Consider the following 25,417-nt stretch of genomic DNA (forward strand, 5'->3'; position numbering starts at 1 on the left):
GATTCACCCTTTCTTGCGTATACAAAAAATCCACTATATCATTATATAAAACACAGTGTTGTTTACTCAACAGTCAGTTTTATAAAATAAGTATGTTTCCCAACAGTTCATAAATGAGTGTTGGATAACTTCAAAATTCAGGAGGAAATTTCATGACTTCCGAAAAATTAGATAGACGAAAAAGATATACGCGAATGGTCCTTAAAAAAAGTTTTATGCAACTACTAAAAGAAAAAGCTCTTTCTTCTATTACTGTTAAAGAGATATGTGAAATTGCCGATGTCAACCGCTCAACGTTCTATGCACATTATACCGACCAATATGCCCTACTCAAGCAAATTGAGGACGAGTTGATAGAGGATATGAAAAGCTATTTGAGCACCGCAAACCTTCAGAAAGAAGATGAAGCTGTTCATATGGCACAAAAGTTACTGGAGTACTTTTCAACTAAGCAAGATGAATGTCAAACGCTCTTGAATGAAACCGGTGATTCCTCTTTTGAACGAAAGGTAATGGTCGTTGCGCAAAACATCATCATGAAAAATTGGATGGATGTTTATGACTTTGATAACGATATCTCTAATTACTTAAGTACCTTTATTGTTAGTGGTAGTGTGCAAGTCATTAAAATGTGGATGGCAAATGGAATGACCCAACCTCCTAAAGAAATGGCTATTTTAATAAATGATTTGGTTAATAAAGGACTTTATCATGTTAGAAAAGGATAGTTAAACTTCTTCTTTAAAAGAAATCCTTTTTCTCAGAGCTAGGTTTATTATCTTTCCGTTTACTAGAAAAATAATAGTTTTGATTAATAGTAGAACACCCTATCAATTTTGTTCTTTTTTCATATATTGATATAAGAATGAACAAAAGCTGCCATAGAATAAGTAGCCTAATTGGAGGGATGGGACAAAATTGATCATTATTGGAACTATTATTTTCCTTGTTGTTGTACTATATTTATCTGCCTTCTATTCAGGAGCTGAAACGGTATATTCAAGTGTAAATAAAATTAGATTACGATATTATGTGAATAAAAATAAAAAAGGAAGTAAAAAAGCCTTATATATTGCAGAGAACTTCGAAGATACGATAACGACCATTCTAGTAGGAAATAATATAACGAATGTTGCAGCTACCAGTGTTGCAGCAACCCTAGCTACACAACTGTTTGGAACTGGGATTGGACTGGCTCTTAGTACAGTTGTCATGACAATAATTATTCTAGTATTTGCTGAAATCTTACCGAAAACTGCCGCAAAAGAAAATGCCGATAAACTATCCCTAAAGTATGCTGGGATACTATATTTAAATATGAAAGTATTACAGCCTATTAATTTTCTAAGTAGAAAGTTAAGTGAACTGTATACGAACACTTTCGGGACAAAGGAGGATCTTCCATCTATCACAGAGGAAGAAATAAAACTCCTTGTAGACATCAGCAAAGATGAGAACGTTATTAATAAGGAGGAACGAGATTTAATCCATCGATCACTTGAATTAAAGAGGATGACAGTTGGAGAAGTGTTAATACCGGTCCCTAATATTATCGCTGTAGAAGTCAATCAATCGAATGAAGAAATTAAAAACGTTTTTCTACATGAGCGATTTGCAAGAGTTCTAGTTTATAAAGAAAATATCGATACGATTATTGGGTATTTAAAAGAGCGCGAATTTTTATCTAACCTAATCGAGAACAAAGAGACTAATGCGATGAAACTATTACGACATCCTCTATTTGTAGAAAAGCATATGAGTATCTCTTCCATACTACCAAAATTCCAAAAGAAAAAGACACAAATGGCAGTAGTTGTGGATGATTCCGGTAGGACACTAGGGATCATTACACTAGAAGATATTCTAGAAATATTAGTAGGGGAAATCTGGGACGAACATGACGCAAGTGCCAATATGGTGAATTATTTAGGGGAATCCTTATATGTCATCGATTCACGCTACCAGCTAAATGAGTTTGCACAAATGTTTCAAGTTCCAAATCCAGAAACGAATGCCAAAAATATCGGTGGCTGGATCTATGAGCGATTTAATAGAGTTCCTGAAGAAAGTTTTGATTTTCAATATAAAAATTTACAGATTACTATCCTTGAAGTAGACAATTACCGAGTTCGAAAAGTTAAAATCGAGGTTCTTTCATAGGAGTAAGATGGCTAATGGAAAGGAACTGCATTAATATCATCTCAACCAAAATGAGCAGACTTATATCTTCAAATTGATATTTAGGGAATTTATATATAGGTTAAAGTATAATTAAATTTGCAACTAGAAAATAAGTAGATAAGGTGTCTGGTAACAGTGGAAATTAAACATTTACAATATTTTATGGAAGTTACGCGCACAGAAAATTTTACTAGTGCTGCTGAAAATCTTTATATTACACAGCCCGCTCTTAGCAGGATTATTAAATTCTTAGAGAATGAACTTGGAACGACGCTTTTTATTCGTACGAGAAAGAAGCTGTTACTGACAGAAGCCGGACATGTCCTAAAAAAACATGCCTTAAAGATTGAACAGCAACTACAAGAACTTGGTGAGGAATTAGATAAGGTAGTTATGCTTAAGAAACATGTCCGTATCGGGCTCCCTACAATCGTTAATTCTACCTTTTTCTCGCAGCTTATTGCTTCCTTTCACCAAGAATATCCAGATGTGACATTTCAATTAGATGAAGATGGATCAAAAGCAATTGAAGATAAGGTAAGCCATGATTTACTGGATTTTGGGGTTGTAGTACTGAGAGAAAATAATGAGGATATCGACTACTTCAAGTTTGTAAAAGAGAAGTTAAAATTAGTAGTTCCATCATCGCATCATCTCGCTGGCAGGCAAGAAGTTTTACTGAATGAGCTTAAAGAAGAGCCATTTATTATGTTTAGCCGAGAGTTTGAGCTTCGAAATATCGTCATTAACGCATGTAAAGAAGTGGGATTTCAACCAATCATTATTTCGGAAACATCACAATTGGATTTTATAGAAGAAATGGTTGCTTCAAATCTAGGAATCGCTTTGCTGCCAGAGAGTACTTGTTTGGAATTAACAGGTGATATTCACACACTAACTATAACCAATCCGGAGATTGAGTGGAATTTAGCTATGATCTGGAAAAGGGATGAAAACATATCACTGGTCGCGAAAGAATTTATTCGATTTGCAAAACTGAAATTAAATGATCAAAATCCATTAGATTAAATGAAAGCTTTCTCAAATACGAGGAAGCTTTTTATTTTGGAATTGAAATAGCGCTTCCATACATATTTGTAATGGACGTTATCTAGAATTGGCATTTTAGTTTCTGTTTTTGCCATATTATAATGGGCTTTATGATAAAAAATTCCAATGCAAATGAGATTCTGTTTCAGGTGCATTGTTTATAAGGTGATATAAATGGAAGCAAAGAAAGTTAAAGAAACACGTGTCATTCATACAGACCAAGTATTAATAAATGACTTAAACAATTATCATACTCTATTTGGCGGTGTCTTAATGAAAAAGATGGATGCTTGTGCAGTGCTTTCTGCACGAAGACATTCACGTGTAAAAGAATGTGTTACAGCATCAACAGACTCCGTTAATTTCATTGAACCAATTCGAGTAACCGACTCGGTCTGTATCGAATCTTTCGTAAGTTATACAGGAAAAAAATCGATGGAGATATTTTGTAAAGTTATTGCTGAAGACCTAGATACAGGAAAACGCAGACTTGCAGCTACTGCATTCTTTACTTTTGTACCATTAGATGAAAACAAAAGACCATTAGAGGTACCTGGTGTCATACCAGAAACGAATGAAGAAATGCTCCTTTTTGAGTCTGGAAAAGAACGAGAAAACATGCGTAGAGTAAAACGGGAGCAGAATAAAGAGCTTGCTTCAAAACTAACACTAGATAAACCATGGGATTAAACTACAGAAGGGGAGAATAATTAATGCTAGTAACAACCAGTTATAATGAATTATTAGATGTACAAACTGCAATCAAAAACTTAAATGACTCCAATCCAACGATTTTTAATAAGTTTTTAAAAGTTATTAAACTAACTCGTCAAATGCAGTATGGATATCAATACATGGGTACATTAATTATGGATGAAGAATCAGATAAATCGATGCCAACATCCCAGGATGATTATGTATTATCCGTCTATCAAACAGAAATTGAGAAGTTAAAAGCAGACTGTCATTTCTATGACTTACAAGAATTGTTAAGCAAGTACAAGCTTGTAAGTTATAAAAATATTAGCAGATTGGTATTGGGTGAGAATCCAAAAATGTTAGTTGGTCCAATCGTAATCCGCTAATTGATAATTCGAGCGTGGCAAATGTTGCTACGCTTTTTATATTGCTAACAATATTTATTCAAAAGAAGTACGATCGTAACCTTAATTCCTCTCAATCATTATCAAGTCGTCAGATGGAGTTAGATATTTCTTTTCTCCTATTGAAAAATCAGCACCCTACATCTCTCCTTACAACTAATTTACTTTAATTAAACTAATTTACTCCCTTTTTAATCTAATTGCCTATTGACGTATGCTAACCTAATTAATTCCACTTCAGTCCAACATAATATTTCTAATATATTATTATTTCTAATGCTTACATTAGTAATTAGGCATTGTATTCTTTTGGAGTATAAATATTCGTTAATAACAAATTATTAATATGTATAACCAATCTTATAAAAAGGAGATGTCTTATGCGGTTAAAAATAAACGGTTTATATTTAGTTCTATCGCTATCACTGGTCTTTTCCACTTTAGTCTCCAATCCTTCTGTAGTAGATGCGCAATTTAAACAAATACCTACTGCTGGAGTATATGTGAATGGAAAACTTGTAAATGGTATCAATCCAATCCAAAATAATGGGGATTATTATGTTCCGATTATCTACATATCAAAGATATTGGGATATAACCACATTATATTTGAAGAGGACACCAAAACGTATCAACTAACAGACGGTTCTACTATGATTAGAGTTACAATGGGTGGTACAAGAGCAAAACGTGGAGATGGATATATCAATATCAAGCCACCATTATGGACAGACCTAGATAAAACGGGTTATCTACCATTATCAAGTGCTAGTGTTCTCTTTAATGCGGATATTACCTTTCAAAAATCAGATGGTTCTATACGAATAACCACACCAGCAAATTTTCACCTAGTACAAAAAGGTGACACATTATGGAGAATTGCAAAAGCATATCATACAAACATAGAATTATTAAGAGCAGTTAATGATTTGACATCAAACACCATCTATATTGGACAAAAATTAAAATTACCACCAAAAGGCCAAGCACAGGAACGTGAACCAGAAAAGGAACATCAAGAGCCTAAGATAATTAAGCAACCAAGCCAGACGAATATAGCAGACAAACTGATATCTGAAGCGAAAAAGTATATTGGTGCAACGTATAAATTTGGTGCAACATTAGCAGAAGCACCGAACAAATTTGATTGTTCTTCTTACACCATGTTGGTGTTCTTAAATAACGGCATTGAATTACCAAGGGTATCGAGAGACCAAGCATCTATTGGAACAACCGTATCTAAACTTCAAAAAGGAGATTTAATGTTCTTTACTACACCTGATCTGTATTCTGATGGAAGAGTAGGACATGTTGGTATCTATATGGGGAATGGTAGTATGATTCATGCTTCATCGTCTAAGGGAGTTACAATTACAGAAAATGTTTTACAAAATCCTTATTGGTCTAAGAATTATTTATTTAGTAAGCGAGTTATCAAATAAAAACATCCCCGTAAATTGCATAAAACAAGCATGGGTGAATTCACCCATGCTTGTTTTAATTTTATAGTATTAATCCTTAGGTTCTTCCACTTTATTGAATAATACTTCAGGAATCATTTCAAATCCTTCTATTAATGGGTTTTCTTCTACCTCAATCATCATGTAAAGCTTACCACCAAAGAATACCTGTTTCACATGTCTAAGTTCTTGTGGGCTGACCGAGATATCCGCTACTTTTGTTTTAATCTTGATTGATTTTGAAGTGAATTTAGGCACGACATTGTTTGCTTTAAATTCATATTTTTCATCGTCGATTACCGTTTTGAATGCCTCTTCTACTTTTTCCGTATCCACATCTTTTACACCACTGCTCCGAAGCACTTTTTCCACGTCTTTGTAATCTAGCCGAGGCACTTCTTCCTCTTCATTCTCTTCAATTACTCGATGAATTTCATCATAAACGTTTGATAGAGTCGATGTATTAATTTGTTCACCGGTTACCTTTTTGACAATCTCTTCAAATACAACTTTATCATCGGCTGCAGTCATTGTCTCTTCTGCATTTAATACCTGATCGATGAAATGATAATCTAGTTCATACTTCTTCCCTGCTGAATACAGGACATGATTCACATCTGCAGCATTTTCGGTGAAACAAGGGAAAAGAAAACCAGAGATAGGAGCCTTTAAATTAATAATTGGGTCCACCACAATATTATATTTAAACTCTTTTTCTACATAGTCAAAAAGTAATTCTTTCTTCGGATCGAGTGTTTTGCTCATGCTACATAGGATGAAAGGATTGGAATATACTGTATCTCGGTCACTTTCCTCTGATTCATCGCTTCTCTTCATTGGTTTCATGTACTCACCACGAATGAATGTTACGACAATATCCATTTCATACTGCTTATCCTGTAGCATTTTTTCAACAAGGCGTAACATTTGGGCTTTCCATTCTTCTTTATCATCTGTTAGTAGACCTTGGTGTAAGATTAGTTGGCTACTATCTTCCACATCACGTTGGAATTTCAATTCAAATAATTTCTCATCCAGTTGACCACCTAATACTTTCTTAAAGTTATCCATAAATAACTCTTTTTGCTCATCTTCTAGTAAATCGAATGGGAAACTTTGATGATGGTAAATATCACTTGACTCTTTCATAACATACACATAATAAATCTCTTGAATCTTAAGTAGATCATTGTTTACTTTGAATTGTTTACGAATATTAGCAATGTCTTTTTTGTTCAATTTAGTACACTCCTACGTAGGTTATCAGCACATTTTCTTTTTTCATGCATTCTTTCATTTTATCATAGATGACATTGTATCCGCCTGTGCTTTACCAATAAAAAAGAGAGGAAATAAGGAGCCTGTCTTAAACAAAAGCTGAGCGCTGCAGAGCTTTTGCACTAGTTTACTCTTCAATAAAAGATATTTCCTTTAATTGTACTAAGAGCTGTACTATCTTTTCTTCGTTATAAAACATGACTTCTTCCTTCCCGGTGTATCGTTTAAGGCGAGTTTTTAGGACTTTTACGAATTCTTCATAATTATGCTGATTGTTCCAAGGATCTTCTCGGAGCATTTCAATAACTTGTCTTGGAGATGTACCAACCGGTATTTGCATTTCTTACGCCACCTTTTTAACTATTTAAGATACTCAAATAAGCTTTCCAAGGACCTACATCCACCTTATATCTGTTAGCCATTACTCGAACGATTTGTGAGATATGAGTCAAATCATGTACGACCCATGTTGATAGTAATTGTTTTAGTGTAACTTCTCCAAAATCTGGATGGATTCCAGTTAATTGTAAATCCTCTTCTGCTCTTATACTGTTTTTTAGTATTACTATATTTTCTGTTCTAATTTCTTTAAATTCTTTAAGGCTTTCCTCTATTGTTCTGCTCTGTTTATGCAAATGGGCAAATCGATCAAATGGTGTAAAAAGCTTAACTTTATCAGGTTGGAGAATGGCTTCTAACCGAGGTATCCAATCCTCTTTTTCTCCTACAATTAAATGCTCAACCACTTCTAATGGATTCCAAGTCCCCTCTCCTTCATTATTCTGCAGCCAGGATGGAGATAATCCAAGCAATAGATATTCCAGCGTTAGTGGTGTTCGTTCTAAAACTTCAATAGACTCGTTTAAATTAAAATTCATCCTGATATTCCCTCCCAATCATGCTATCTACATAATTAGTATTTTTAGTTATTCTGTAAAGTAGTAATATAATCCTTCATTGTATTTAACGAAGATTGATAATATTTTATTTATAATACCAAAATAACATTACAACAAGTATTAAAATGGGAATATCAAAAAAGCAACTAAACAAAACTGTTAGTTTTGCATTAGTTGCTTTTTTTCTTAACTAAAATTTTATTTAACCAAAGAAACCGAAATACTTAAAAAGCGTTTCAAAATTCTAAGTACGCTTTTTCTTTTTTCTAGAAGAATCAACCTTTTTTCTTCCTGTTTCTCTTGATGTCGTTCCTTGTCCCTCAACTTCAGGTGAGCTCAGACCGTTTGTTAAAGGATTAGCTTTTCTCTTTGACACACGATTCACCTCCAATAATAGTATCCCTAAAATCTATTATTGTTATGTTTAGCTTTTGGGTTTATGATTGTTGAAACTTCGGATAGACATACATTTCTGTTTGCCATTCTTCGATGAACTGTTCATATACAAAACCTAATTTTAATAATAAATTTTTTGAAGGTGTGTTCTCTGATTCAGTCATGGCAATTACTCTGCAACTAGAAAAACATTCATTTAGTTTTGGTAATAAGGACTCTAACACTTCGGTAATATATCCTTTTCGAGCATAAGTAGGATTAATCGTATAACCTATATAAATTTCATCTTCTTGTTTTTTAATAAATAAATCTCCTAAAAGGTTATCATTAGTATAATCAGCTATTGCAAGTTGAATCCCATTATACAAATCTATTGGTACTAATAATGCTTCTCTATATTCCTCTTTTGTTAGGTTCTTAAAGCTCTGGTACTTCATCCATTCCTCATTATTTCGATACGTCATGATATGATCTATATCTTTTTCCTCAAAACTTCTTATTGTACATCTTTTAGTTGTAAACACTGTACCACCTAGATTCAATTAGTAAGTTATATATAAAACGGGCACCCACCTGATTTAAGTGAGCCCCCTATTGAAATCTTATAAAACGCAGCTTATTCCTCTTCCCAAACTTGATTCAATACATATTCAAACTGTTCTACTGGTTGAGCACCAGATACTGCATACTTGTTATTTATAACAAAGAAAGGTACACCTTGTACACCAACCGTACGTGCCTCAGATATCTCCTGATTTACCTTGTCAGCATTCTCTTCACTACCAAGGATGTTGCGTACTTTAGCACCATCAAGACCTACTTCTTCTGCCAAACGAACAATGGTATCCACATCGCTAATAACTTCCCCTTCTGAGAAGTGAGCAGCATAGAAACGTTTGAAAAACTCATTTCCCAATCCTTGTTCTTTCGCGTATTGGAATACACGATGAGCATCGGTGGTACTTGCAAGCTTAGCTATATCATAATTAATGTCAACGCCTGATGCTTCTGCCATATCAGTAACGTTCTTCAACATTGCCTGCGCCTGTTGGATTGGCATCCCCTTCAAGTTGGCAAAGTTTTGCGCATAATCCTGACCAGGGAAGTTTTGTGCATCTGGCATAAGAAGAAAGCTTTTATATTCAATTTCCACTTCATCAGCATGTTCAAAACTCTTTAGTGCCTTATCTAAATGAGATTGTCCGATGAAGCAAAAAGGACATACAAAGTCAGACCAAATTGTAATTTTCATAGTTTACCTTCTTTCTCTTGTTTAACTGGACCGCAAATACCAGTATTGACATCGCAAACAAATGCTGTGGAATCATTTTTATCAAGGCTTTTTAGTTCCTTTAAATCCATTAATTTAAATTTAGAATCGCTTTTATTCGGTGATGTATCAGAATTAGTTTTCTTGTCTTTCAACATCATGTTAACCTCCTTATTGATTCCCCCTGATTATATAGGAAAGCTTCTATGTTTTCTAATGATTGGATTTTGGGGAAATACAAATAACTACTCTAATATATCTCCTAGCGGTCCAAAGATTTGGTCCAGTACTGTCCTTGGTCCAGCTAATGTCTCAAGATTTAAGAAGGAAAATATAACCGATATTAGGAGTAGGCTAGAAAATAGAACCTTTCCTTTTCTCGAGAGTTTTTTTAATTGTTTCCATTCCACAATCACAATAAGCCAGACAATAACTTGAATTGTTAGTACGATACCCCAATTCATTGTTCTTCCACCCAATCTCTTGGTATTGCTGCTGGAGGACCGATATCCCCTGTTTTATTAATCTTTGCGTTTACATGTATGGTGACATTAACTTCCGGATATTTTTCGACCCAGTTATTTTTTACCTTTTTCCATTCATCCGGATACTTTCGATGAAATCGTTTTCCGAAATCTAGAATATCTGTATGAAACTCTTGTTGTAGTTTCTCCATCGTTTGCGTTAAATTTTCTTTCAATACTTTTTCTATCTCTTTCTCAAATTGTTTAACAGTATTTTCATTATGTAAGTTAAGTAATGTTTCATTCTGTATTACATTTGCCTCAACTTCTAAGGAGAAAGTCATGTTCCAAGTATTCTTCGAGATGTGAGGATTGAATTTTACATTTCCAGATATCGGCATCATGACTACTTCTTCCTCATTTCCTTTTGGCATTACAGAAATCGTTCCGTTTTTTAATGTTCTAATTAACCACAGCAACCAACTAGTTTCCTCCATATTTAAAGCCCCAACCATTTTATCTCTTTGAAAAACAGCAGTCCCATCAATGACTGGGATTGATTGATTTCCTTGTCTTGACTCCTCAGGTGAAACTAGCACCTTAATTATGGGGAGTGCAATGCTTTGACTATCACCTGCAAGTTTTACATCAACATCCTTCAAGGTGGTATCAATACCAATCTCTTGCTGCGATAGCTTTCGTAGTGCCTCGCCTGAATATCGCTCTAATGGAGGTATGAGCTCCAGCATTCGTTTCGCTTCCTCCTGACTAACATATAAGTTTGAAATACCTCGAGGAGATGGATGACGAACTAAGAAATCTATCTCTTTCTGTATTCCCATTTCTGCTAGCTCTTTTCCAAATATAAAGATTCTACATTGACCCCAGAACAGTTTTCTTGGAATATTGGTTTGTAAGTCGGCCACAGCTTGAGCAAGACTTTTACCAACCCCTTCACGGACAAACGTTGAACCAGTACTAGGATCTTCCCCCGTTTCTCCACTAGTAATAGCTCGCGGGATGAATATTTGAACACTAATTCTAATTTGTTCATCTTCTACAACATCTATTGCCGCAGCTGTAATAATTGCAAGGTCTTGTAATTCATACCGGTCCCAACAACCTGACAATAGAACGATTGACAACAGTAGCATTACTAGGATCATCTTTCTCAATTGTTATCACTCCGTTTCTTTTTCAGGAGTGCAATCAATAACAGGAAAAGGGGAATGACCGTCTGCACAGATATGAGGTAGAATGGCTGAATTTGTCCCATATAGTTCACAAGCTCAACAACATTCGAAATATCCCAATAACTAAAAAAGAAAATAAATAGACTTAAGGGAAGTACCATCACTCGATAATCATTTATACGAAATAATTCGGCAAGCGCGAGACTTGCTGCATATAGAAACATAGCAATTTTCACGAAATTCCCTAGTACCCAAGAGGCTGTAATTAATATCTCAAAGTTTTCGAAGAACTCTGCTAATGATATAGATTTTACGATTGCATATACCGGATAATAGAGATCTCCTGCTACGACCCCAATAGTCGTTAGAACAAAAAAATTGACATAGCAAAGAATAAACATTACTACCAAAATGGCACGAAAGCCAGATTTAAGCCCCTTTTTCGTGTTATTTAGAAAAGGAAATATAAATGCTAGAATAAAAAATTCACTAAACCATGATTGATGAATGAATGCTCCCTTTAAAACTGGGATAAAACCATTTTCAAAGGTTGGTAAGACATTACCTAATTCTACCTCTGGTATTAATAATAGAAGTACAATAGAAGTACTTAAAAATAGGAACGTACAAATAACAGCTGTTCTTGCAATCACCTCTAATCCACCTCTTACTGCTAAAGCAGCTACAAGCAATAGGGACAAGGAAATTACAATACTAGGGGTCTGAAGCAAGACATTCGATTTAATAAAACCGGTGTATTCCCGAATAATAATTCCAGTATTATGGCTAAAAAATAGAATAAGCAACAGCCCAAATAAACTCCCAGCAACTTTCCCAATTAATTTTTGACTATATCCAATAGGGGTTTGTCCAGGGTACAATTCATGTAATTTCCATACGATATACACGGTTAAAAAGCCAGCACTTGACCCTAATATCGGCGTCATCCACATATCGTGGCCAGCCAAACGGGCATCAATCGATGAGATGGACAATATTGCGGTCGAAATAATCGTTGGAATGATTAATAACTCCATTTGACCTGTCGATATTCTTCCTTTCTCTATCATCATTCTTCACCACCTGTACAACTACACTATAGTATCCCGCATTATAGATTAAGTTCTATCCTTCCTCTTTATCAGGCGAGGGCTTTAAATTATCACTTTGTCTAACTGCATTAAATTCTCCAGTAAGATGGGGGCGAAAGTCCAACTTCCAAAGTGGAGAACGGAAGATTGTATCTTTCAAACCATTTTTTTGTAATGTCGAAACCGGACTTAAATACGGAACACCAAATGACCTTAAGCTAGATAAGTGAATAACGAGTATAATTAAAGCCAGAATGACACCAATAATACCTAGAAACCCTGCAAAAAATATGATTGGAAATCTTAACAATCGAATGGATAAACCAATAGAATATCGCGGTACTAAAAATGAAGAAATACCCGTAATACTGACAACAATAACCATTGGAGCTGAAACAATACCAGCTTGAACGGCTGCTTGTCCAATAACAAGAGCACCGACAATGCTCACTGCTGAACCAATTTGTTTCGGTAGCCGTATACCTGCTTCACGCAACGCTTCAAAAGTAAGTTCCATAATTAATACTTCTATGATGGCTGGAAAAGGTATTCCTTCTCTTGCAGAAGCAACACTAAGTAATAGTGCCATTGGAAGCATTTCCTGATGAAAGGTTGTAATTGCTACATAGATAGAAGGAAGAAATAGCGCGATACCTAAAAATATAAATCTGAAGAAGCGAATAAACGTCCCAATCCAGAATCGTTCATAGTAATCTTCTTGTGATTGAAATAAGCTAAAAAAACTAACTGGAGCAATTAATGTATAAGGAGTCCCATCAATAATGATTAATGCTCTTCCCTCTAAAAGATTAGCACTGGCCACATCAGGACGTTCAGTATATAGCACCTGTGGAAAAGGTGAAAATGGATTATCCTCAATGAATTGTTCAATATAGCCACTTTCTAAAACACCATCAATATTAATACGATTTAGCCGATTCTCTATCTCTTTAATTAAAGTTTGATCCACAAGACCTTCCATGTAGGAAACGATCACTTTCGTTTTGGTATATTTCCCTACATGGAAGGTTTTCATTTTCAGTTGTGGATCCTTAATTATTCGACGAATTAAGGAAGTATTCACACTGATAGATTCCGTAAATCCTTCCCTTGGTCCGCGTATTCCGGTCTCTGCTGCAGGTTCTTCGATAGAACGCTTTTCATATTTTACAATCCCTAAAGCATAAGCCTCTTTCGCACCGTCGAGAAGGAGAATAGGGTTTCCGTTTGCAACAGCGTCAATGCATTCTGTGTATGTAGATATTTTCTTTATATTTGAAATAGGAATCGAATCTATCAAGGATTGAATAATATCAGTTTGCGAGATATCTTGTTTATTCATTAACGTCTCAAGCACAAGTTCGTCTAATTTTTCAATATCACTCAATCCATCTAAGTAAATGACAACTGCTTTTAGATTCCCAATCGTGAAAGGGCGAAATACAATATCAGAACTATCTTTATATAAGTCTGTAAAAAACTTCACATTAGCGTCTAGACGTTCAGTTAATAAATCCTGTGACTTCGTAGAAATTGGAACACGGTTTGTGTCTTCTTTTCCTTTTTTCTTTTGTGGGTGCCTTCTGATACGCATCACTTATCCATCCTCCCCTAACACAGGATAAATTTAACTTCCCCTTATTGGTATAAAATATGTAATCTGGGATATTTTCCTATTATCTTCTCCGTGTTGATGAATAATCTGATATAAATAAAAAGAAGGGGTTGAGACAAAAGTATTTCTATCAAAGGTTAAATCGAACATTGTTATTAGTGCACATAACACGCCCCGGAAATATACTTCGCTTTCCGTGGGCGGCTGGTGAGCCTCCTCAGAGCTAAGCTCTTGCGGGGTCTCACCGATGCCTATCCTCCCACAGGACAAGGAACGCTTCGGCAGCGACTCATCGCACACAGAAAAAGCGATCTTCTTTTTCAAGGAGTCTCCGTATATTTCCGGGGCTAATGTAGTGTTTATTCGTCTTTTACTGCCATTGATTGAGTTATGTCCCAACCTCTTAGACAGACATATGATGCAAACAAGTTTGGGGAGTGACAGTGAACAAGCTAAAGCTCTCTAACTTTATCTCCTGATTTTATGATGATGTATACTCCACTCGAGTTTCCACCTTCTATATGATTTTCCATTGTTGATACATCGATATTCTTTTCTATTCGTACCGTTCTTCTTTCTTTTTTATGTAACCTTACAACATTAGGAGTCCCCTCATTCATAAGTGTTTCTGCTTGTTTAACACCATCAAAAAAGTATCGTTCATGGAACTCAATCGTGAATTCAACCTCATCTCTACTATGATTGACAAAGTGAAGTTCACACTCACCACGTAAAGTATCCTCATCGATCATATTAAACTGGCAATTACTCCTATCTTTTTCGTAATGAACAGCATAAACACCTGTAGCAAGCGTTTTTTGAAACGTACCTACAATCATTGATGGAGCTGCAGTAAATAAAATAAAAGCTAATACTAACATACGTCCATTGTATTTCTCTAAAGAATTATTAAGTAAAAACAAACTAGCAAAGAATAAAATAATAGATGAAATCCCTAAATAGTGAAATCCCATGGATGATTGTATTGGTATATTTAACTTTGATGCAACACTCTCACCAAATGAAACATCGTGTGGATAGGGAAGATTTACTACAATTATCAGGGTTAAAAGAGTTATAGCAGTATAGAACATTTTTTTATTTCTAAACACAATAATCACATCCATTTTTATAGAGACTCACTTCTTCATCCATATGATACACTTCGTTAAATAATCCCAAAACCCTTCTTTTCAGCTAGAGAAAATAATTTCAGATCTGTATTCATAAGAAAACGTCTTCTTCTTACAACACTAATTGTAAGAAGAAGACGTTTTTTAAGAGATTCTTTCCTGTAGACTCGTTCGTACAGGTCGTTTGAATGATTTTTTCTGAAGTCGAACAAAAATATTATTTGCTAGCAATGCCAGAATAATTAGGATTGTACCTAGCAAATCAAACCTTGTCACTTCATAACCTTGATACATGGAGATAACAAGTGTCGTAACCGGAACAAAGTTGATAAATAAGAGGGCATTTATTGGTGATAAGATACTAACACCCACGTTCCATCCCAGTAATGCAATGAGACCAGGAAAAACAATCATAAATAAAGAATGCGGAGCTGTAGCAAGGATTACTTCTCCTGTTGGAATTGATACATATCCGATAAGCGTGGCAATCACCACAACAACCCCTGCTGTAAGGGTACCTAGTAAACAGGTTAGTGTGGAATACCGAAGAGCAGACCAACCGCTAAACTTACTTCCACCCATTGTATATATCACCCATCCAATCACAGCAATGAATATAAGGAGTGTTGGAATAATGTCATCCGTTGCACCTATAAAGGCTTTTACATTACCTTTAGTAATGACCAACATGGCACCTACAAGTGACACAAACACACATATCGCCGTAAACGTATGGGGACGTTTATGGAAAATTATCCATACGATTAAAATAGAAATCATCGGCATCAAGGCCTCCATAACGGATGCAACCATAACACCTGATTCTCCCATTAAATCCTCACCCCAGAAGATTAGCAGATTATAAATTACAAATGCCATCGTACCAAAGAACCATAGTGATAGTCCTTGGCCTTCCAAACGAAACGCTTTTTTCCCTTCTTTCCAAAAAAGCATTACAACTAAAATAATCGTTACTGCACCATAACGAATGATTGTAAAATAAAACGGATCAATATACTGAAAAGCTGCATGTGCAACAGGAAACATTGCTCCCCATGAAACTGCTGCAATAAAGCACAAAAATGCACCCCATAATACATTGTTTTTCAATTTCCATCTGCCCCCTATAAGTTAATAGCAGATTCATTATCTAGCATTCTTAATATCTTGTAAAATGAACTTTAATGATGGTTTAGCATCACTTTTAGTGATACCATGATATTATAGAATAATTGCAGGGGAAAGCAGGGATTTGCCGTGGAATTTAAAGATCTAGAGATTTTTCAAATGGTTGCTGATAAAGGGACAGTCTCTGAGGCAGCAAAAGAATTAAATTATGTCCAATCCAATATAACTGCTAGAATTCACAAGTTGGAAGCTGAGATGAATACACCACTGTTTAATCGACATAGACGAGGGATGAGTCTTACACCAGAAGGTAAGAAGCTTTTAACCTATAGTAATCAAATTTTACTATTAAAAGAGGAAATGAAACAAGCTGTCCAAACAAATCAGGAACCGTCAGGAAAATTAGAGATTGGTACTGTAGAAACCGTTATTCATCTACCAAAGATTTTAGCTAGTTTTTTGAATAGATATGAGAATGTAGATTTATCTATTTATACTGGGGTGACGGAGAAGTTAGAGGAGGATGTGCTAAATCATAAGCTAGATGGTGCCTTCATTACTGCTTCCGATTTCCACAATAATCTTGTATCTCATGATGTGTTTCAAGAAGAGCTTGTTCTCATTTCTAATACACGTATTTCCTCACCAGAAGAGTTAGTCGAACAGCCTGTGTTATGCTTTAGTAAAGGTTGCGGATATCGCGCACGTTTAGCAGAATGGTATAAAGAACAACAGATTACTCCTAAGAAAATAATGGAATTCGGCACCTTAGAAACCATTCTACAAAGTGCTACGATGGGACTCGGCGTTACATTCGTACCAAAATCAGCGGTTAGTCATCTAGAAAAAGATGGTCTCATTCAATACCATGAACTACCAGACAAATATAGTAAGGTAAAAACGGTATTTATTAGAAGAGCGGATACTTTCTTAACATCTACCATTGAAAAGTTTATCGAGACAATTGAATCACATAAGTAGTCAAAACGAAAGAAAGTCTCTTCCACAGGATAAGACTTTCTTTCGTTTTATTTAGACTAGCAAAGATCTATTCTATCAAGTACCACAAAAAGTTCGATAGACACGATTGGATGGCTTTGGTGGTTCAGCGTACTCTTCCTGATTTGGTTGTAAGCGTATGGTTTGGAAAGAGCTTGTAGAAGCGAATCCATTACACTGTAGTCATTCTTTTCAACTGCTGCTTCTAAAGCTTCTTCAACTCGGTGGTTACGAGGAATAATAGCTGGGTTACTCTTACGCATTACCACTTTTATTTCTTGTTCACTCAAATCTTGCCTACTAAGACGCTCTTTCCATTGTTGATACCAAAGTGTAAATTCTTTTTTATCTGCCAGTCCTGTATTCGCTATCCCATTCGTTGTCAATGCACGGAATGTATTTGTATAATCTGCTTGATAGCTTTCCATTATGTTTAGTAGATCTCCGATTAACGACTCATCATCATCTTCTTTGTTGATTATTCCAAGCTTTGCTCGCATTCCATTCATCCAGGTTTCTTGAAAGACTTCGGAAAATCTTGATAAGGTTTGCTGTACTAATTCAATAGCCTGATTCTCATTTTCATGGATTAATGGCAGCAAGGCTTCCCCGAATGCAACCAAGTTCCAAACACCAATTCTAGGTTGATTCTCGTAGGCATATCTCCCTTCTCTGTCGATGGAACTAAACACAGTCGCAGGATCATAATTATCCATAAAAGCACAAGGACCATAATCAATTGTTTCCCCACTAATCGTCATATTGTCGGTGTTCATAACCCCATGAATAAATCCAACCAGTTGCCATTTTGCAATCAAGTTTGCTTGACGTTCTACTACTTCCTGAAGCATTGATAGATATGGCTGTTCAGTACCTTCTATTTCTGGGAAATGGCGCTTAATGGTGTAATCGGCAAGAATGCGTAATTCTTCTAATTTCCCCCATTTAGCTGCATACTGAAACGTACCAACACGGATATGACTTGTAGCTACACGAGTCAAAATCGCACCAGGTAATGGCTTTTCACGATTAACGATTTCCCCAGTTGTCACAACAGCTAAGCTACGGGTAGTAGGAATGCCCAGGCCATGCATCGCTTCACTAATAATGTATTCCCGAAGCATTGGTCCAAGCGTTGCTCTTCCATCTCCACCTCTAGAGTACGGCGTTTTTCCTGACCCTTTTAATTGAATGTCTAATCGTTCACCGGAAGGCGTTATATGTTCCCCGAGCAGAGCAGCACGCCCATCCCCTAACATAGTAAAATATCCGAATTGATGACCTGCATATGCTTGTGCAATTGGCTTTGTTTTATTAGGAATCTCGTTTCCACCAAGAGTAGCTATGCCGCCAGCACTTTGTAACCCCTCTTTGGCAAGTCCTAGCTTAACTGCCAACGAAGCATTAAGTGCCACTAATCTCGGTGACCGTACCATCTTCGGCTCAATATGAGAGAAAAGTTTTTCAGGTAATCTAGAGTAACTATTATCAAAGTTCCATCCAACTGGAATAGATTCATCCGTAATATTCATGGTATCATCCTTTCCGTTTGGTAATGATACGCCTTACTATTCCCTATTTTGTCTAATTCTTTTATTTAATCCAACGAAAGTATAAAGTATCTGGAATAAATTTACTGGAAAGAAATATATTCTACTACTATGTGTTAAAAGAGGGAGAGATCTAAGATGGCAAAAATGGTGATTATGTATGAAAAACCAAAGGATACGGAAAAATTCGACGAGCATTATTTTAACATCCACGTTCCACTAGGTAGGAAAATACCAAATATTATTAAAGACTCTGTCCATCGCGTTGTTGATACACAAAATACGGATTTGAATTTATACCTTATCACCGTATTAGAATTTGAGAATCTTGAAAAGTTACTAGAGGCATTTGCTAGCCCAGAAGCAAGACAAGCAGAAGAAGATGGCCCAAATCTTTTTCAATACTTAGATAAGCCTCCGATTATTACGATTCTAGATTAGATATGACCTGATTTAATTGTTCATATGAATTAAAATAAATGGGGGTGAGACAAAAGTATTTCTATTAAAAGTAAAATCAAAAATTGTTATTAGCGCATATAACACGCCCCGGAAATATACTACGCTTTCCGCGGGCGGCTGGTGAGCCAGGCTACTACTTGAGTATACTTCCTTGCTGCCTTGCACCGAGGAAGCCTGCTGCGTAGCGTTACTGGCAGACGCAGGTGCATTCTCGGGGTCTCACCTATGCCTATCCTCCCACAGGACAAGGAATGCTTCGGCAGCGACTCATCGCACGCAGAAAAAGCGATCTTCTTTTTCAAGGAGTCTCCGTATATTTCCGGGGCTAATGTAGTGCTTATTAGTATTTTACTGCCTTTGATTGAGTTATGTCCCAACCTCTTTCCCCATGTATCAGAATTCGGGGAAGTGACAAGCACTAAACCGCTAGCTCAACAAATCCCGAATATCCTCCTCGGTTAGGCCACTAGTTTGTGCGTCTTTCGGATCAATTACTTCCTCTATCAAATGCCGCTTTCTATCTTGTAGAGCATTCATTTTTTCCTCAATAGTCCCTTTAGCTACTAGCTTAATAACTTTAACGGCTTTCTTTTGCCCCATACGGTGAGCTCGATCTGCAGCTTGTTCTTCCACAGCAGGATTCCACCAACTATCATAAAAAATAACGGTATCTGCTCCTGTCAGATTTAATCCTGTTCCCCCTGCTTTTAAGGAAATCAGAAAAACATCGCGTTCCCCTGCATTAAACCGATTGCACAAGTCTACTCTTTCTTCAGATGGAGTTTGTCCATCTAAATAGAAGTAGGAATATCCATCATTAAATAGTTCCTGCCCAATAAGATGAAGCATTTTAGTAAATTGAGAGAATATGAGTAGTCTACGCCCTGATTGTCTTGCCTCTGCAATAATGCGCAACAGTTGTTCAAATTTAGCCGATGTACCTTCATACCCATCAACAAACAGTGCTGGATGACAACAAATTTGGCGAAGTCTAGTTAAGCCAGCTAAGATTCGAATTCGATTCTTCCTAATCGTCTCTTTATCTAAATGTCTTAATGTTTTATGTCGTAGTTTTGCTAAATAACTAGCATAAAGCTTCTTTTGCTCTGGTAGCATTTCGGTGGCATCAATGACTTCACTCTTCTTAGGCAATTCTCCAAGAACATCTTCCTTCACCCTACGTAGCATAAATGGACGAATCCTTCGGGCAATCTGTTTATTCGTTAATTGACTGTACTCTTTTAACCCTAAGAATAGCTCTGGAAATACAACATGGAAAATTGACCACAGTTCCTCTAACGAGTTCTCCATTGGTGTTCCTGTTAACGCAAAACGATGTGTGGCCTGTAGTTTCTTCACGACACGCGCGGTTTGGGTTAGGGCATTTTTAAACACTTGTGCTTCATCAAAGAATATAACGTGAAATTGCTGATTCTCGTACCATCTAACATCGCTTCGAAGCAATGGATAACTCGTAATAATTACATCAACATCTTCTAAATCGTTTTGCATTTTAACACGTTCGGACTTGCTTCCATCAATAATAATCATTTGTATATCCGGTGCAAATTTCATCAGTTCACTTTGCCAGTTATACGTTACAGACGACGGACAGACAATCAAAGCCGGCTGGCCAGTCTCACGTATTATAGGCAACTCCGATAAAATAAAAGCAATACTTTGAATGGTCTTTCCAAGTCCCATATCATCCGCTAAAATGCCACCAAAACCATAACTAGCAAGTGCTTTCATCCACTTATATCCATGTTTTTGATAGTTTCTTAGTACCCCTTCTAAAGAATCTGGAACATCGAATTCTAATCGCTCCGGATGTTGAATGGCCGCTAGGAATTCCCGAAATGACTTTTCTAGTGAAACCGCATCACTTGATCCAATTATATTTAATAGCCTTAAGCCTTCTACAATAGGGACTTCAAATTGCTTTTCCCATTCGTCTGAATTAGGCACAGCTTGTAGGAATCGCTGAATCTCTTCCATCTCCCTCGTTTCGAGAGAAAATAAAGTCCCATCACGTAATCGGTAATATTTCCGTTTCTCTTCCAGAGCAGCTAAGATATCTTTAATCTCTTGTTCTGGAATCCCATCAATCGTAAAGGTAAATTCAAGCCAATGGTTCTTTTCCCGATAATGTCTCACCTTGATTTTTGGTATCGTTGATTTAGGTAAAATACGCATTCGTACAGCAGTTGTTGCATACACTTGTACCAATTGTTGTAGTTTCGGTAGTTGATGATATAAAAAGTTATATTCCAGTTCTTCATTTTGAATATAGTATCCACTATCAGTTTGATTAAATTTGCTTTCTTCCATTAGCTGGAGTATCTCTTCTTCCTTTTCCATATCCCGAATAATCATTTTACCAACTTTTGGCTGCTGATGGTCTAGCGGGTTAATAACAACATTCTCGTAATGAAACTCCAGTCCAGCAAGTAACCGGTTTTTTACCCGATCTAAGTAAAGCTTAGCCTGAAGTGGTGTTTTTTGTATCTCAGCAGTAATTTCACCGGATAAATGAACCTCACCCATCTTTCTCAAATGTGGAAGTAGCTTTTCCATATAGTATTTTAGTTGGTGACGGGGTATCGAAATGGCATTTGACTTTGAAGTCTGTAACATTCTTTTCAGTTCAAATAATCGTTCTGCTTCACCTCTTTTAACAGCAACAATTTTCCCATTAGAAAGAACTGTGTCATACTCCTTTAAAATAACCATTTTATTAAGTCCATCAATTATTAATTGATACCCGTCATCCTCTGTACCCGTAAATTCAAATGTTAGTGGTAACATATCATCTGATACATCGAACCCAACGTAGCTTCTGCCTTCATATTGCAAGTTCACTAATGGAGCTCGAACTAATAATGGTTCCAACCTTTTCCACGAAGATGCAGGTACAGGTAGGATATCTCCATCTATATTAGAATCCATCTTTGTTGGCATTGCTCGGCGGTACATTTTTTCATCTTCCATAATAGAAATTAATTGCTGAATAACTGCATCCGTATCATTATCAAAATAATGACTGGACGGGTCATATGTAATACTCTTAGCGATAGGATGGCTATTACCTTCTCGTACCTGAATAAGAAATTCTCGAATATTTACTAACCGCTGGGACTCGGCTGACATACCAATCCCGAACATAGAACTGCCAGACTCAGAGACAACCACCTTACATGTGAAAGTAACCTTCAACTCTATTCTTTTTTCAAAATGACGCTGCTTACCACTTGCCTGCATTGGTTCGGACTCAAATAATCCTAGAATTCCATTCGAGAGCTCTTCATTTCTTTGTTCAGAAACTGGCTCGTCTATTGGCTTTTCTTGTTGATGCTGATTCCAAGCAATTAAGACTGCTGCAACATGCTGACATTCTTTTTGAAAAGAAGACAGTGATGGACAACTACACGTCGTTTCAAAACCTTGCCTGTTTAGTTGAATATGAACATAAAAATCCTCGTTCCCATGAACAATTGCATCTAATGTGTCAGGAGTGAACCCTTCTATCGTTACTTTTCCATTACGGTAAAAGGCATCTCCTTTTTTAAAAGAGACAACCCCACAACGTTCTTTGATGATTGTTTGATTTATTTTGATTTGCATGAGGCGCCTCCTCTGGGTTGGTGTTTTTGTTAAACCGAACTCTTATCTATCTACTTAATTTATCATGAAGAATAGAAACTCGCCAGTACATCTAGGTTCTTTATACTGTAATAATCTGTAACATTTTTTCACTTCATACCGTCATATAAGAAAGACATAGAAATTTAAAAATGATTTAAAGGGGTGTCAAGGTGAAAAAAGCATTAATGGTAATTCTAGTTGGATTTCTGAGCCTGTGGATGGTAGCCTGCAGTAATGATTCCGAAAGTGGTGAGGCAGCTGCTGATTATGAAGTTTCCGAAGAAAAAGCGGAGAGTAGTGATTTTTCTAATTCAGCGGAAAATGATCGTGCCGGCGAAGAATCGGATGGTGAATTCCAAGAAAGCGATTCTACCAAAACAGCAGAGAATATAAACCGAAAGATTATATATACAGCTAAACTCGATATCGTAGTTAAAAACTATCAAGACACTTTAAACCATATTCAAACGAAAGTCGCTGACTACGGTGGCTACATTGTGGAATCCAATATGAGTAAAAGCGAAGGCGATGATACGACTAATGGTTATATCACAGTACGTATTCCACAAGAAGAGTTTCGAGAATTCATTCAGTTAGTCGAAGATGGTAGTAGTAACGTATTAGAAAGTTCAATCTCTGGCCAAGACGTAACAGAAGAATATGTAGATTTAGAATCACGATTGAAATCGAAGCGTGTAGTAGAAGAACGTTTGCTATCCTTTATGGAGAAAGCAGAAAAAACAGAGGATTTATTAACCATTTCAAATGATTTAGCATCTGTTCAAGAAGAGATTGAGGAAATAATGGGACGGATGAAATACTTGGACAATCGGGCGGAACTAGCAACGGTTACGATTCACATCCAAGAAAACAATGTTAGCCTTACAACGATGAGTGACAAAGACTTAAACACATGGGACCAAACGAAGCAACAATTTGTAAAAAGTATTAATATGCTTCTATCCTTCTTTTCTAGTTTATTTATCTTCCTAGTTGGTAACTTGCCAGTTCTTTTATTGTTGGGGGTTATCGGGGTATTGACCTATTGGATTGTTCAGAAGGTAAGAAGGAATAGGCAAGTTGACTGATCATAATTGTTTGATATGAAGATAAACATGGGATTGAGACAAAAGTATTTCTATCAAAGGTAAAATTGAACATTGTTATTAGTGCATATAACACGCCCCGGAAATATACTTCGCTTTCCGTGGGCGGCTGGTGAGCCTCCTCAGAGCTAACGCTCTTGCGGGGTCTCACCTATGCCTATCCTCCCACAGGAGTCTCCGTATATTTCCGGGGCTAATGTAGTGTATATTCGTCTTTTACTGCCTTTGATTGAGTTATGTCTCAACCTCTTTCAATTTAACACCTTACATATTTACGTTTAAATCCAAGCTTTCCTTTATCTACTTCTTTTTGAATACTTTCATATGCGTTTAGGATACTAGGTTTTTTGTTTTCTCGTTTTATTTCTACTAGTCCTATTTCCTTTGCTGTTTCCACGGCCTTCTCATGAAGTGGTATATATGAGATACCTACTGTATATACGAAGTTATTCATCGAAGCTTTTGTTCGTTCTGGTGAATCGTGTATTGTATTTTTGACCAATTCAAGCATATTAGCAATCTTCTTTTCTTCAAATTCAAAGTCTTTGCGGTTTCCTAATAACCAACAGTAACAGCTCCAACCAGCTGACATTTTTAGTTCTTCTCTGCTTCTTATCCATTTATCAGCAACTTCCTGCGCAATATCCGCTTCTGACAGTGTCACTGCTACCACATAATCAGATAACATGTAAAAGTATGCTGAGTTTATCCACCGATCAAAATCTGCCTCAGTCATTGCTTTTGGGTCCGCAATTATCCCAGCAAAATACATCGCATCATAATTTCCAGTAGCATATAACTCATCCGCTAGAGCTTGATTCATCTTGATTTTCTTTGCAATTGGCTTCATCGCACCAGTAGCTACGCCAAAAAGTGGTTCATGAGCACCATTGGATATGTAGATTTTTTTCGTTCGTTCCTTACCAAGTATTTCGAGCTCTTGCATAACTGTTTGTACATCCATTCTATTACACTTCCTTCTTATCTATAATGTGCTTCTTATCAATTACACGATTATCTGATCACTTACTAATATCTCATTGTAGTATTGTGGTATGACTGTAAAGCGGACTCAACCAGCAAGGGTACTTTATTCCTTAAATGATAACCCTTCTTCTTCTAATGAAGTCCTCAAAACTGGCAAGGAGGCTGGTCCGATACCATGGAGCCTTAGTATTTCTTTTTCACTGTACGAGGAGAGTTTGTGTAATGTTTCAACTCCCTCGCGAACTAAGGCATTTCTAGCTGGGGAACTTAGCTTTGATAGGAAACCACTTATAGGTTTATTTTCTTTATCACAAGTAGGACAACTAGTACAATCACTGCTTTTGTAATATTGATGTCCCTTTTCACACACTCTTAGACTTTTTTCCGATACCAAAGTAATCCCTCCA

The 25,417-nt window shown here is 36.3% G+C and carries 25 protein-coding genes and 1 pseudogene; 9 read left to right on the top strand and 17 right to left on the bottom strand.

Translation table 11 applies throughout. From position 1 onward, the window contains the following. The first annotated feature begins 152 nt into the window (after positions 1-152). The 6 genes from TE34_RS19525 to TE34_RS19550 all read left to right on the top strand — a co-directional run bounded on the left by TE34_RS19525 (position 153) and on the right by TE34_RS19550 (position 5,776). Entirely contained in the window at positions 153-728 is a 576-nt protein-coding gene (locus tag TE34_RS19525) for a TetR/AcrR family transcriptional regulator (RefSeq protein WP_047986485.1), read from the top strand. 190 nt (positions 729-918) lie between these two features. Continuing rightward, positions 919-2,160 carry a hemolysin family protein gene (locus tag TE34_RS19530; RefSeq protein WP_047986486.1) on the top strand — a complete coding sequence of 414 codons (1,242 nt, stop codon included), beginning with the start codon at positions 919-921 and terminating at the stop codon, positions 2,158-2,160. Positions 2,161-2,316: 156 nt separating this feature from the next. Then, entirely contained in the window at positions 2,317-3,210 is an 894-nt protein-coding gene (locus TE34_RS19535) for a LysR family transcriptional regulator (protein WP_047986487.1), read from the top strand. Positions 3,211-3,405: 195 nt separating this feature from the next. Further along, positions 3,406-3,921, top strand: a complete 516-nt coding sequence (locus TE34_RS19540) for an acyl-CoA thioesterase (protein WP_047986488.1) — start codon at positions 3,406-3,408, stop codon at positions 3,919-3,921. A 23-nt stretch (positions 3,922-3,944) separates the two neighbouring features. Then, the gene (locus TE34_RS19545) at positions 3,945-4,316 is read left to right on the top strand and encodes a hypothetical protein (protein ID WP_047986489.1); all 372 of its coding nucleotides are present in this window, start codon (positions 3,945-3,947) and stop codon (positions 4,314-4,316) included. Positions 4,317-4,714: 398 nt separating this feature from the next. Beyond that, positions 4,715-5,776 carry an NlpC/P60 family protein gene (locus TE34_RS19550; protein ID WP_053075146.1) on the top strand — a complete coding sequence of 354 codons (1,062 nt, stop codon included), beginning with the start codon at positions 4,715-4,717 and terminating at the stop codon, positions 5,774-5,776. 69 nt (positions 5,777-5,845) lie between these two features. Here TE34_RS19550 and TE34_RS19555 read toward each other — a convergent pair whose 3' ends face one another. The 13 genes from TE34_RS19555 to TE34_RS19615 form a co-directional block, all read right to left on the bottom strand. Further along, positions 5,846-7,033, bottom strand: a complete 1,188-nt coding sequence (locus TE34_RS19555; RefSeq protein ID WP_047986490.1) for a DUF4317 domain-containing protein — start codon at positions 7,031-7,033, stop codon at positions 5,846-5,848. Positions 7,034-7,199: 166 nt separating this feature from the next. Continuing rightward, entirely contained in the window at positions 7,200-7,412 is a 213-nt protein-coding gene (locus TE34_RS19560; protein WP_047986491.1) for a hypothetical protein, read from the bottom strand. A gap of 16 nt (positions 7,413-7,428) precedes the next feature. Beyond that, the gene (locus TE34_RS19565) at positions 7,429-7,950 is read right to left on the bottom strand and encodes a DinB family protein (protein WP_047986492.1); all 522 of its coding nucleotides are present in this window, start codon (positions 7,948-7,950) and stop codon (positions 7,429-7,431) included. Between the two features lie 265 nt (positions 7,951-8,215). After that, positions 8,216-8,347, bottom strand: a complete 132-nt coding sequence (locus TE34_RS20865; RefSeq protein ID WP_084710784.1) for a YuzL family protein — start codon at positions 8,345-8,347, stop codon at positions 8,216-8,218. Positions 8,348-8,408: 61 nt separating this feature from the next. Further along, positions 8,409-8,891, bottom strand: a complete 483-nt coding sequence (locus TE34_RS20480; RefSeq protein ID WP_047986539.1) for a GNAT family N-acetyltransferase — start codon at positions 8,889-8,891, stop codon at positions 8,409-8,411. 92 nt (positions 8,892-8,983) lie between these two features. Continuing rightward, entirely contained in the window at positions 8,984-9,619 is a 636-nt protein-coding gene (locus TE34_RS19575; protein ID WP_047986493.1) for a DsbA family oxidoreductase, read from the bottom strand. Next, positions 9,616-9,795 (bottom strand): hypothetical protein, encoded by a 180-nt coding sequence (locus tag TE34_RS19580; protein ID WP_047986494.1) that lies wholly within the window; start codon positions 9,793-9,795, stop codon positions 9,616-9,618. The genes TE34_RS19575 and TE34_RS19580 overlap by 4 nt, the downstream gene beginning before the upstream one ends. An 87-nt stretch (positions 9,796-9,882) precedes the next feature. Then, positions 9,883-10,101, bottom strand: coding sequence for a hypothetical protein (locus TE34_RS19585; RefSeq protein WP_047986495.1), 219 nt, complete (start codon positions 10,099-10,101; stop codon positions 9,883-9,885). Further along, a complete protein-coding gene (locus TE34_RS19590; protein ID WP_236687192.1) occupies positions 10,098-11,267 on the bottom strand; it encodes a Ger(x)C family spore germination protein in 1,170 nt (389 codons plus the stop codon). The genes TE34_RS19585 and TE34_RS19590 overlap by 4 nt, the downstream gene beginning before the upstream one ends. A 5-nt stretch (positions 11,268-11,272) precedes the next feature. Continuing rightward, on the bottom strand, positions 11,273-12,367 hold the full coding sequence (locus tag TE34_RS19595) for a GerAB/ArcD/ProY family transporter (protein WP_053075147.1): 1,095 nt from the start codon (positions 12,365-12,367) through the stop codon (positions 11,273-11,275). Positions 12,368-12,419: 52 nt separating this feature from the next. Next, positions 12,420-13,979, bottom strand: coding sequence for a spore germination protein (locus TE34_RS19600; protein WP_047986497.1), 1,560 nt, complete (start codon positions 13,977-13,979; stop codon positions 12,420-12,422). A 473-nt stretch (positions 13,980-14,452) separates the two neighbouring features. Then, positions 14,453-15,112: a hypothetical protein gene (locus TE34_RS19610; RefSeq protein WP_047986499.1), complete on the bottom strand. Its 660-nt coding sequence runs from the start codon at positions 15,110-15,112 to the stop codon at positions 14,453-14,455. A gap of 165 nt (positions 15,113-15,277) precedes the next feature. After that, entirely contained in the window at positions 15,278-16,243 is a 966-nt protein-coding gene (locus TE34_RS19615) for a DMT family transporter (protein ID WP_047986500.1), read from the bottom strand. 147 nt (positions 16,244-16,390) lie between these two features. Between TE34_RS19615 and TE34_RS19620 the strand changes: the two genes are divergently transcribed. Further along, complete coding sequence (locus TE34_RS19620; protein WP_047986501.1) at positions 16,391-17,242, top strand: LysR family transcriptional regulator; 852 nt, start codon at positions 16,391-16,393, stop codon at positions 17,240-17,242. Positions 17,243-17,317: 75 nt separating this feature from the next. Here the strand turns inward: TE34_RS19620 and TE34_RS19625 are convergent. Further along, a pseudogene (locus TE34_RS19625) lies at positions 17,318-18,792 on the bottom strand (protein adenylyltransferase SelO). Between the two features lie 156 nt (positions 18,793-18,948). Between TE34_RS19625 and TE34_RS19630 the strand changes: the two are divergent. After that, positions 18,949-19,251, top strand: a complete 303-nt coding sequence (locus TE34_RS19630; RefSeq protein ID WP_047986502.1) for an EthD family reductase — start codon at positions 18,949-18,951, stop codon at positions 19,249-19,251. Between the two features lie 447 nt (positions 19,252-19,698). Here the strand turns inward: TE34_RS19630 and TE34_RS19635 are convergent, their stop codons facing one another. Next, on the bottom strand, positions 19,699-22,896 hold the full coding sequence (locus TE34_RS19635; protein ID WP_047986503.1) for a DEAD/DEAH box helicase: 3,198 nt from the start codon (positions 22,894-22,896) through the stop codon (positions 19,699-19,701). Positions 22,897-23,087: 191 nt separating this feature from the next. Between TE34_RS19635 and TE34_RS19640 the strand changes: the two genes are divergently transcribed. Then, positions 23,088-24,005, top strand: coding sequence for a DUF4349 domain-containing protein (locus TE34_RS19640; RefSeq protein ID WP_047986504.1), 918 nt, complete (start codon positions 23,088-23,090; stop codon positions 24,003-24,005). A 274-nt stretch (positions 24,006-24,279) separates the two neighbouring features. On the opposite strand, the gene TE34_RS19645 is transcribed toward TE34_RS19640, so the two are convergent. Together TE34_RS19645 and TE34_RS19650 are read right to left on the bottom strand one after the other, a co-directional pair. Then, the gene (locus TE34_RS19645) at positions 24,280-24,987 is read right to left on the bottom strand and encodes a DNA alkylation repair protein (protein ID WP_047986505.1); all 708 of its coding nucleotides are present in this window, start codon (positions 24,985-24,987) and stop codon (positions 24,280-24,282) included. A 126-nt stretch (positions 24,988-25,113) separates the two neighbouring features. Then, positions 25,114-25,404, bottom strand: a complete 291-nt coding sequence (locus TE34_RS19650; RefSeq protein ID WP_047986506.1) for an RNA polymerase alpha subunit C-terminal domain-containing protein — start codon at positions 25,402-25,404, stop codon at positions 25,114-25,116. Positions 25,405-25,417 lie beyond the last annotated feature (13 nt).

Source organism: Ornithinibacillus californiensis (genome assembly GCF_001038485.1).
Lineage (GTDB): Bacteria > Bacillota > Bacilli > Bacillales > Amphibacillaceae > Ornithinibacillus > Ornithinibacillus californiensis.

Excerpts from the sequence above, each read along its gene's own strand:
- TE34_RS19525 (WP_047986485.1), top strand. The coding sequence starts at position 153 with ATGACTTCCGAAAAATTAGATAGACGAAAAAGATATACGCGAATGGTC.
- TE34_RS19540 (WP_047986488.1), top strand. The coding sequence starts at position 3,406 with ATGGAAGCAAAGAAAGTTAAAGAAACACGTGTCATTCATACAGACCAA.
- TE34_RS19545 (WP_047986489.1), top strand. The coding sequence starts at position 3,945 with ATGCTAGTAACAACCAGTTATAATGAATTATTAGATGTACAAACTGCA.
- TE34_RS19550 (WP_053075146.1), top strand. The coding sequence starts at position 4,715 with ATGCGGTTAAAAATAAACGGTTTATATTTAGTTCTATCGCTATCACTG.
- TE34_RS19560 (WP_047986491.1), bottom strand. The coding sequence starts at position 7,412 with ATGCAAATACCGGTTGGTACATCTCCAAGACAAGTTATTGAAATGCTC.
- TE34_RS19565 (WP_047986492.1), bottom strand. The coding sequence starts at position 7,950 with ATGAATTTTAATTTAAACGAGTCTATTGAAGTTTTAGAACGAACACCA.
- TE34_RS19575 (WP_047986493.1), bottom strand. The coding sequence starts at position 9,619 with ATGAAAATTACAATTTGGTCTGACTTTGTATGTCCTTTTTGCTTCATC.
- TE34_RS19580 (WP_047986494.1), bottom strand. The coding sequence starts at position 9,795 with ATGTTGAAAGACAAGAAAACTAATTCTGATACATCACCGAATAAAAGC.
- TE34_RS19585 (WP_047986495.1), bottom strand. The coding sequence starts at position 10,101 with ATGAATTGGGGTATCGTACTAACAATTCAAGTTATTGTCTGGCTTATT.
- TE34_RS19590 (WP_236687192.1), bottom strand. The coding sequence starts at position 11,267 with ATGATCCTAGTAATGCTACTGTTGTCAATCGTTCTATTGTCAGGTTGT.
- TE34_RS19595 (WP_053075147.1), bottom strand. The coding sequence starts at position 12,367 with ATGATGATAGAGAAAGGAAGAATATCGACAGGTCAAATGGAGTTATTA.
- TE34_RS19600 (WP_047986497.1), bottom strand. The coding sequence starts at position 13,979 with ATGCGTATCAGAAGGCACCCACAAAAGAAAAAAGGAAAAGAAGACACA.
- TE34_RS19630 (WP_047986502.1), top strand. The coding sequence starts at position 18,949 with ATGGCAAAAATGGTGATTATGTATGAAAAACCAAAGGATACGGAAAAA.
- TE34_RS19635 (WP_047986503.1), bottom strand. The coding sequence starts at position 22,896 with ATGCAAATCAAAATAAATCAAACAATCATCAAAGAACGTTGTGGGGTT.
- TE34_RS19645 (WP_047986505.1), bottom strand. The coding sequence starts at position 24,987 with ATGGATGTACAAACAGTTATGCAAGAGCTCGAAATACTTGGTAAGGAA.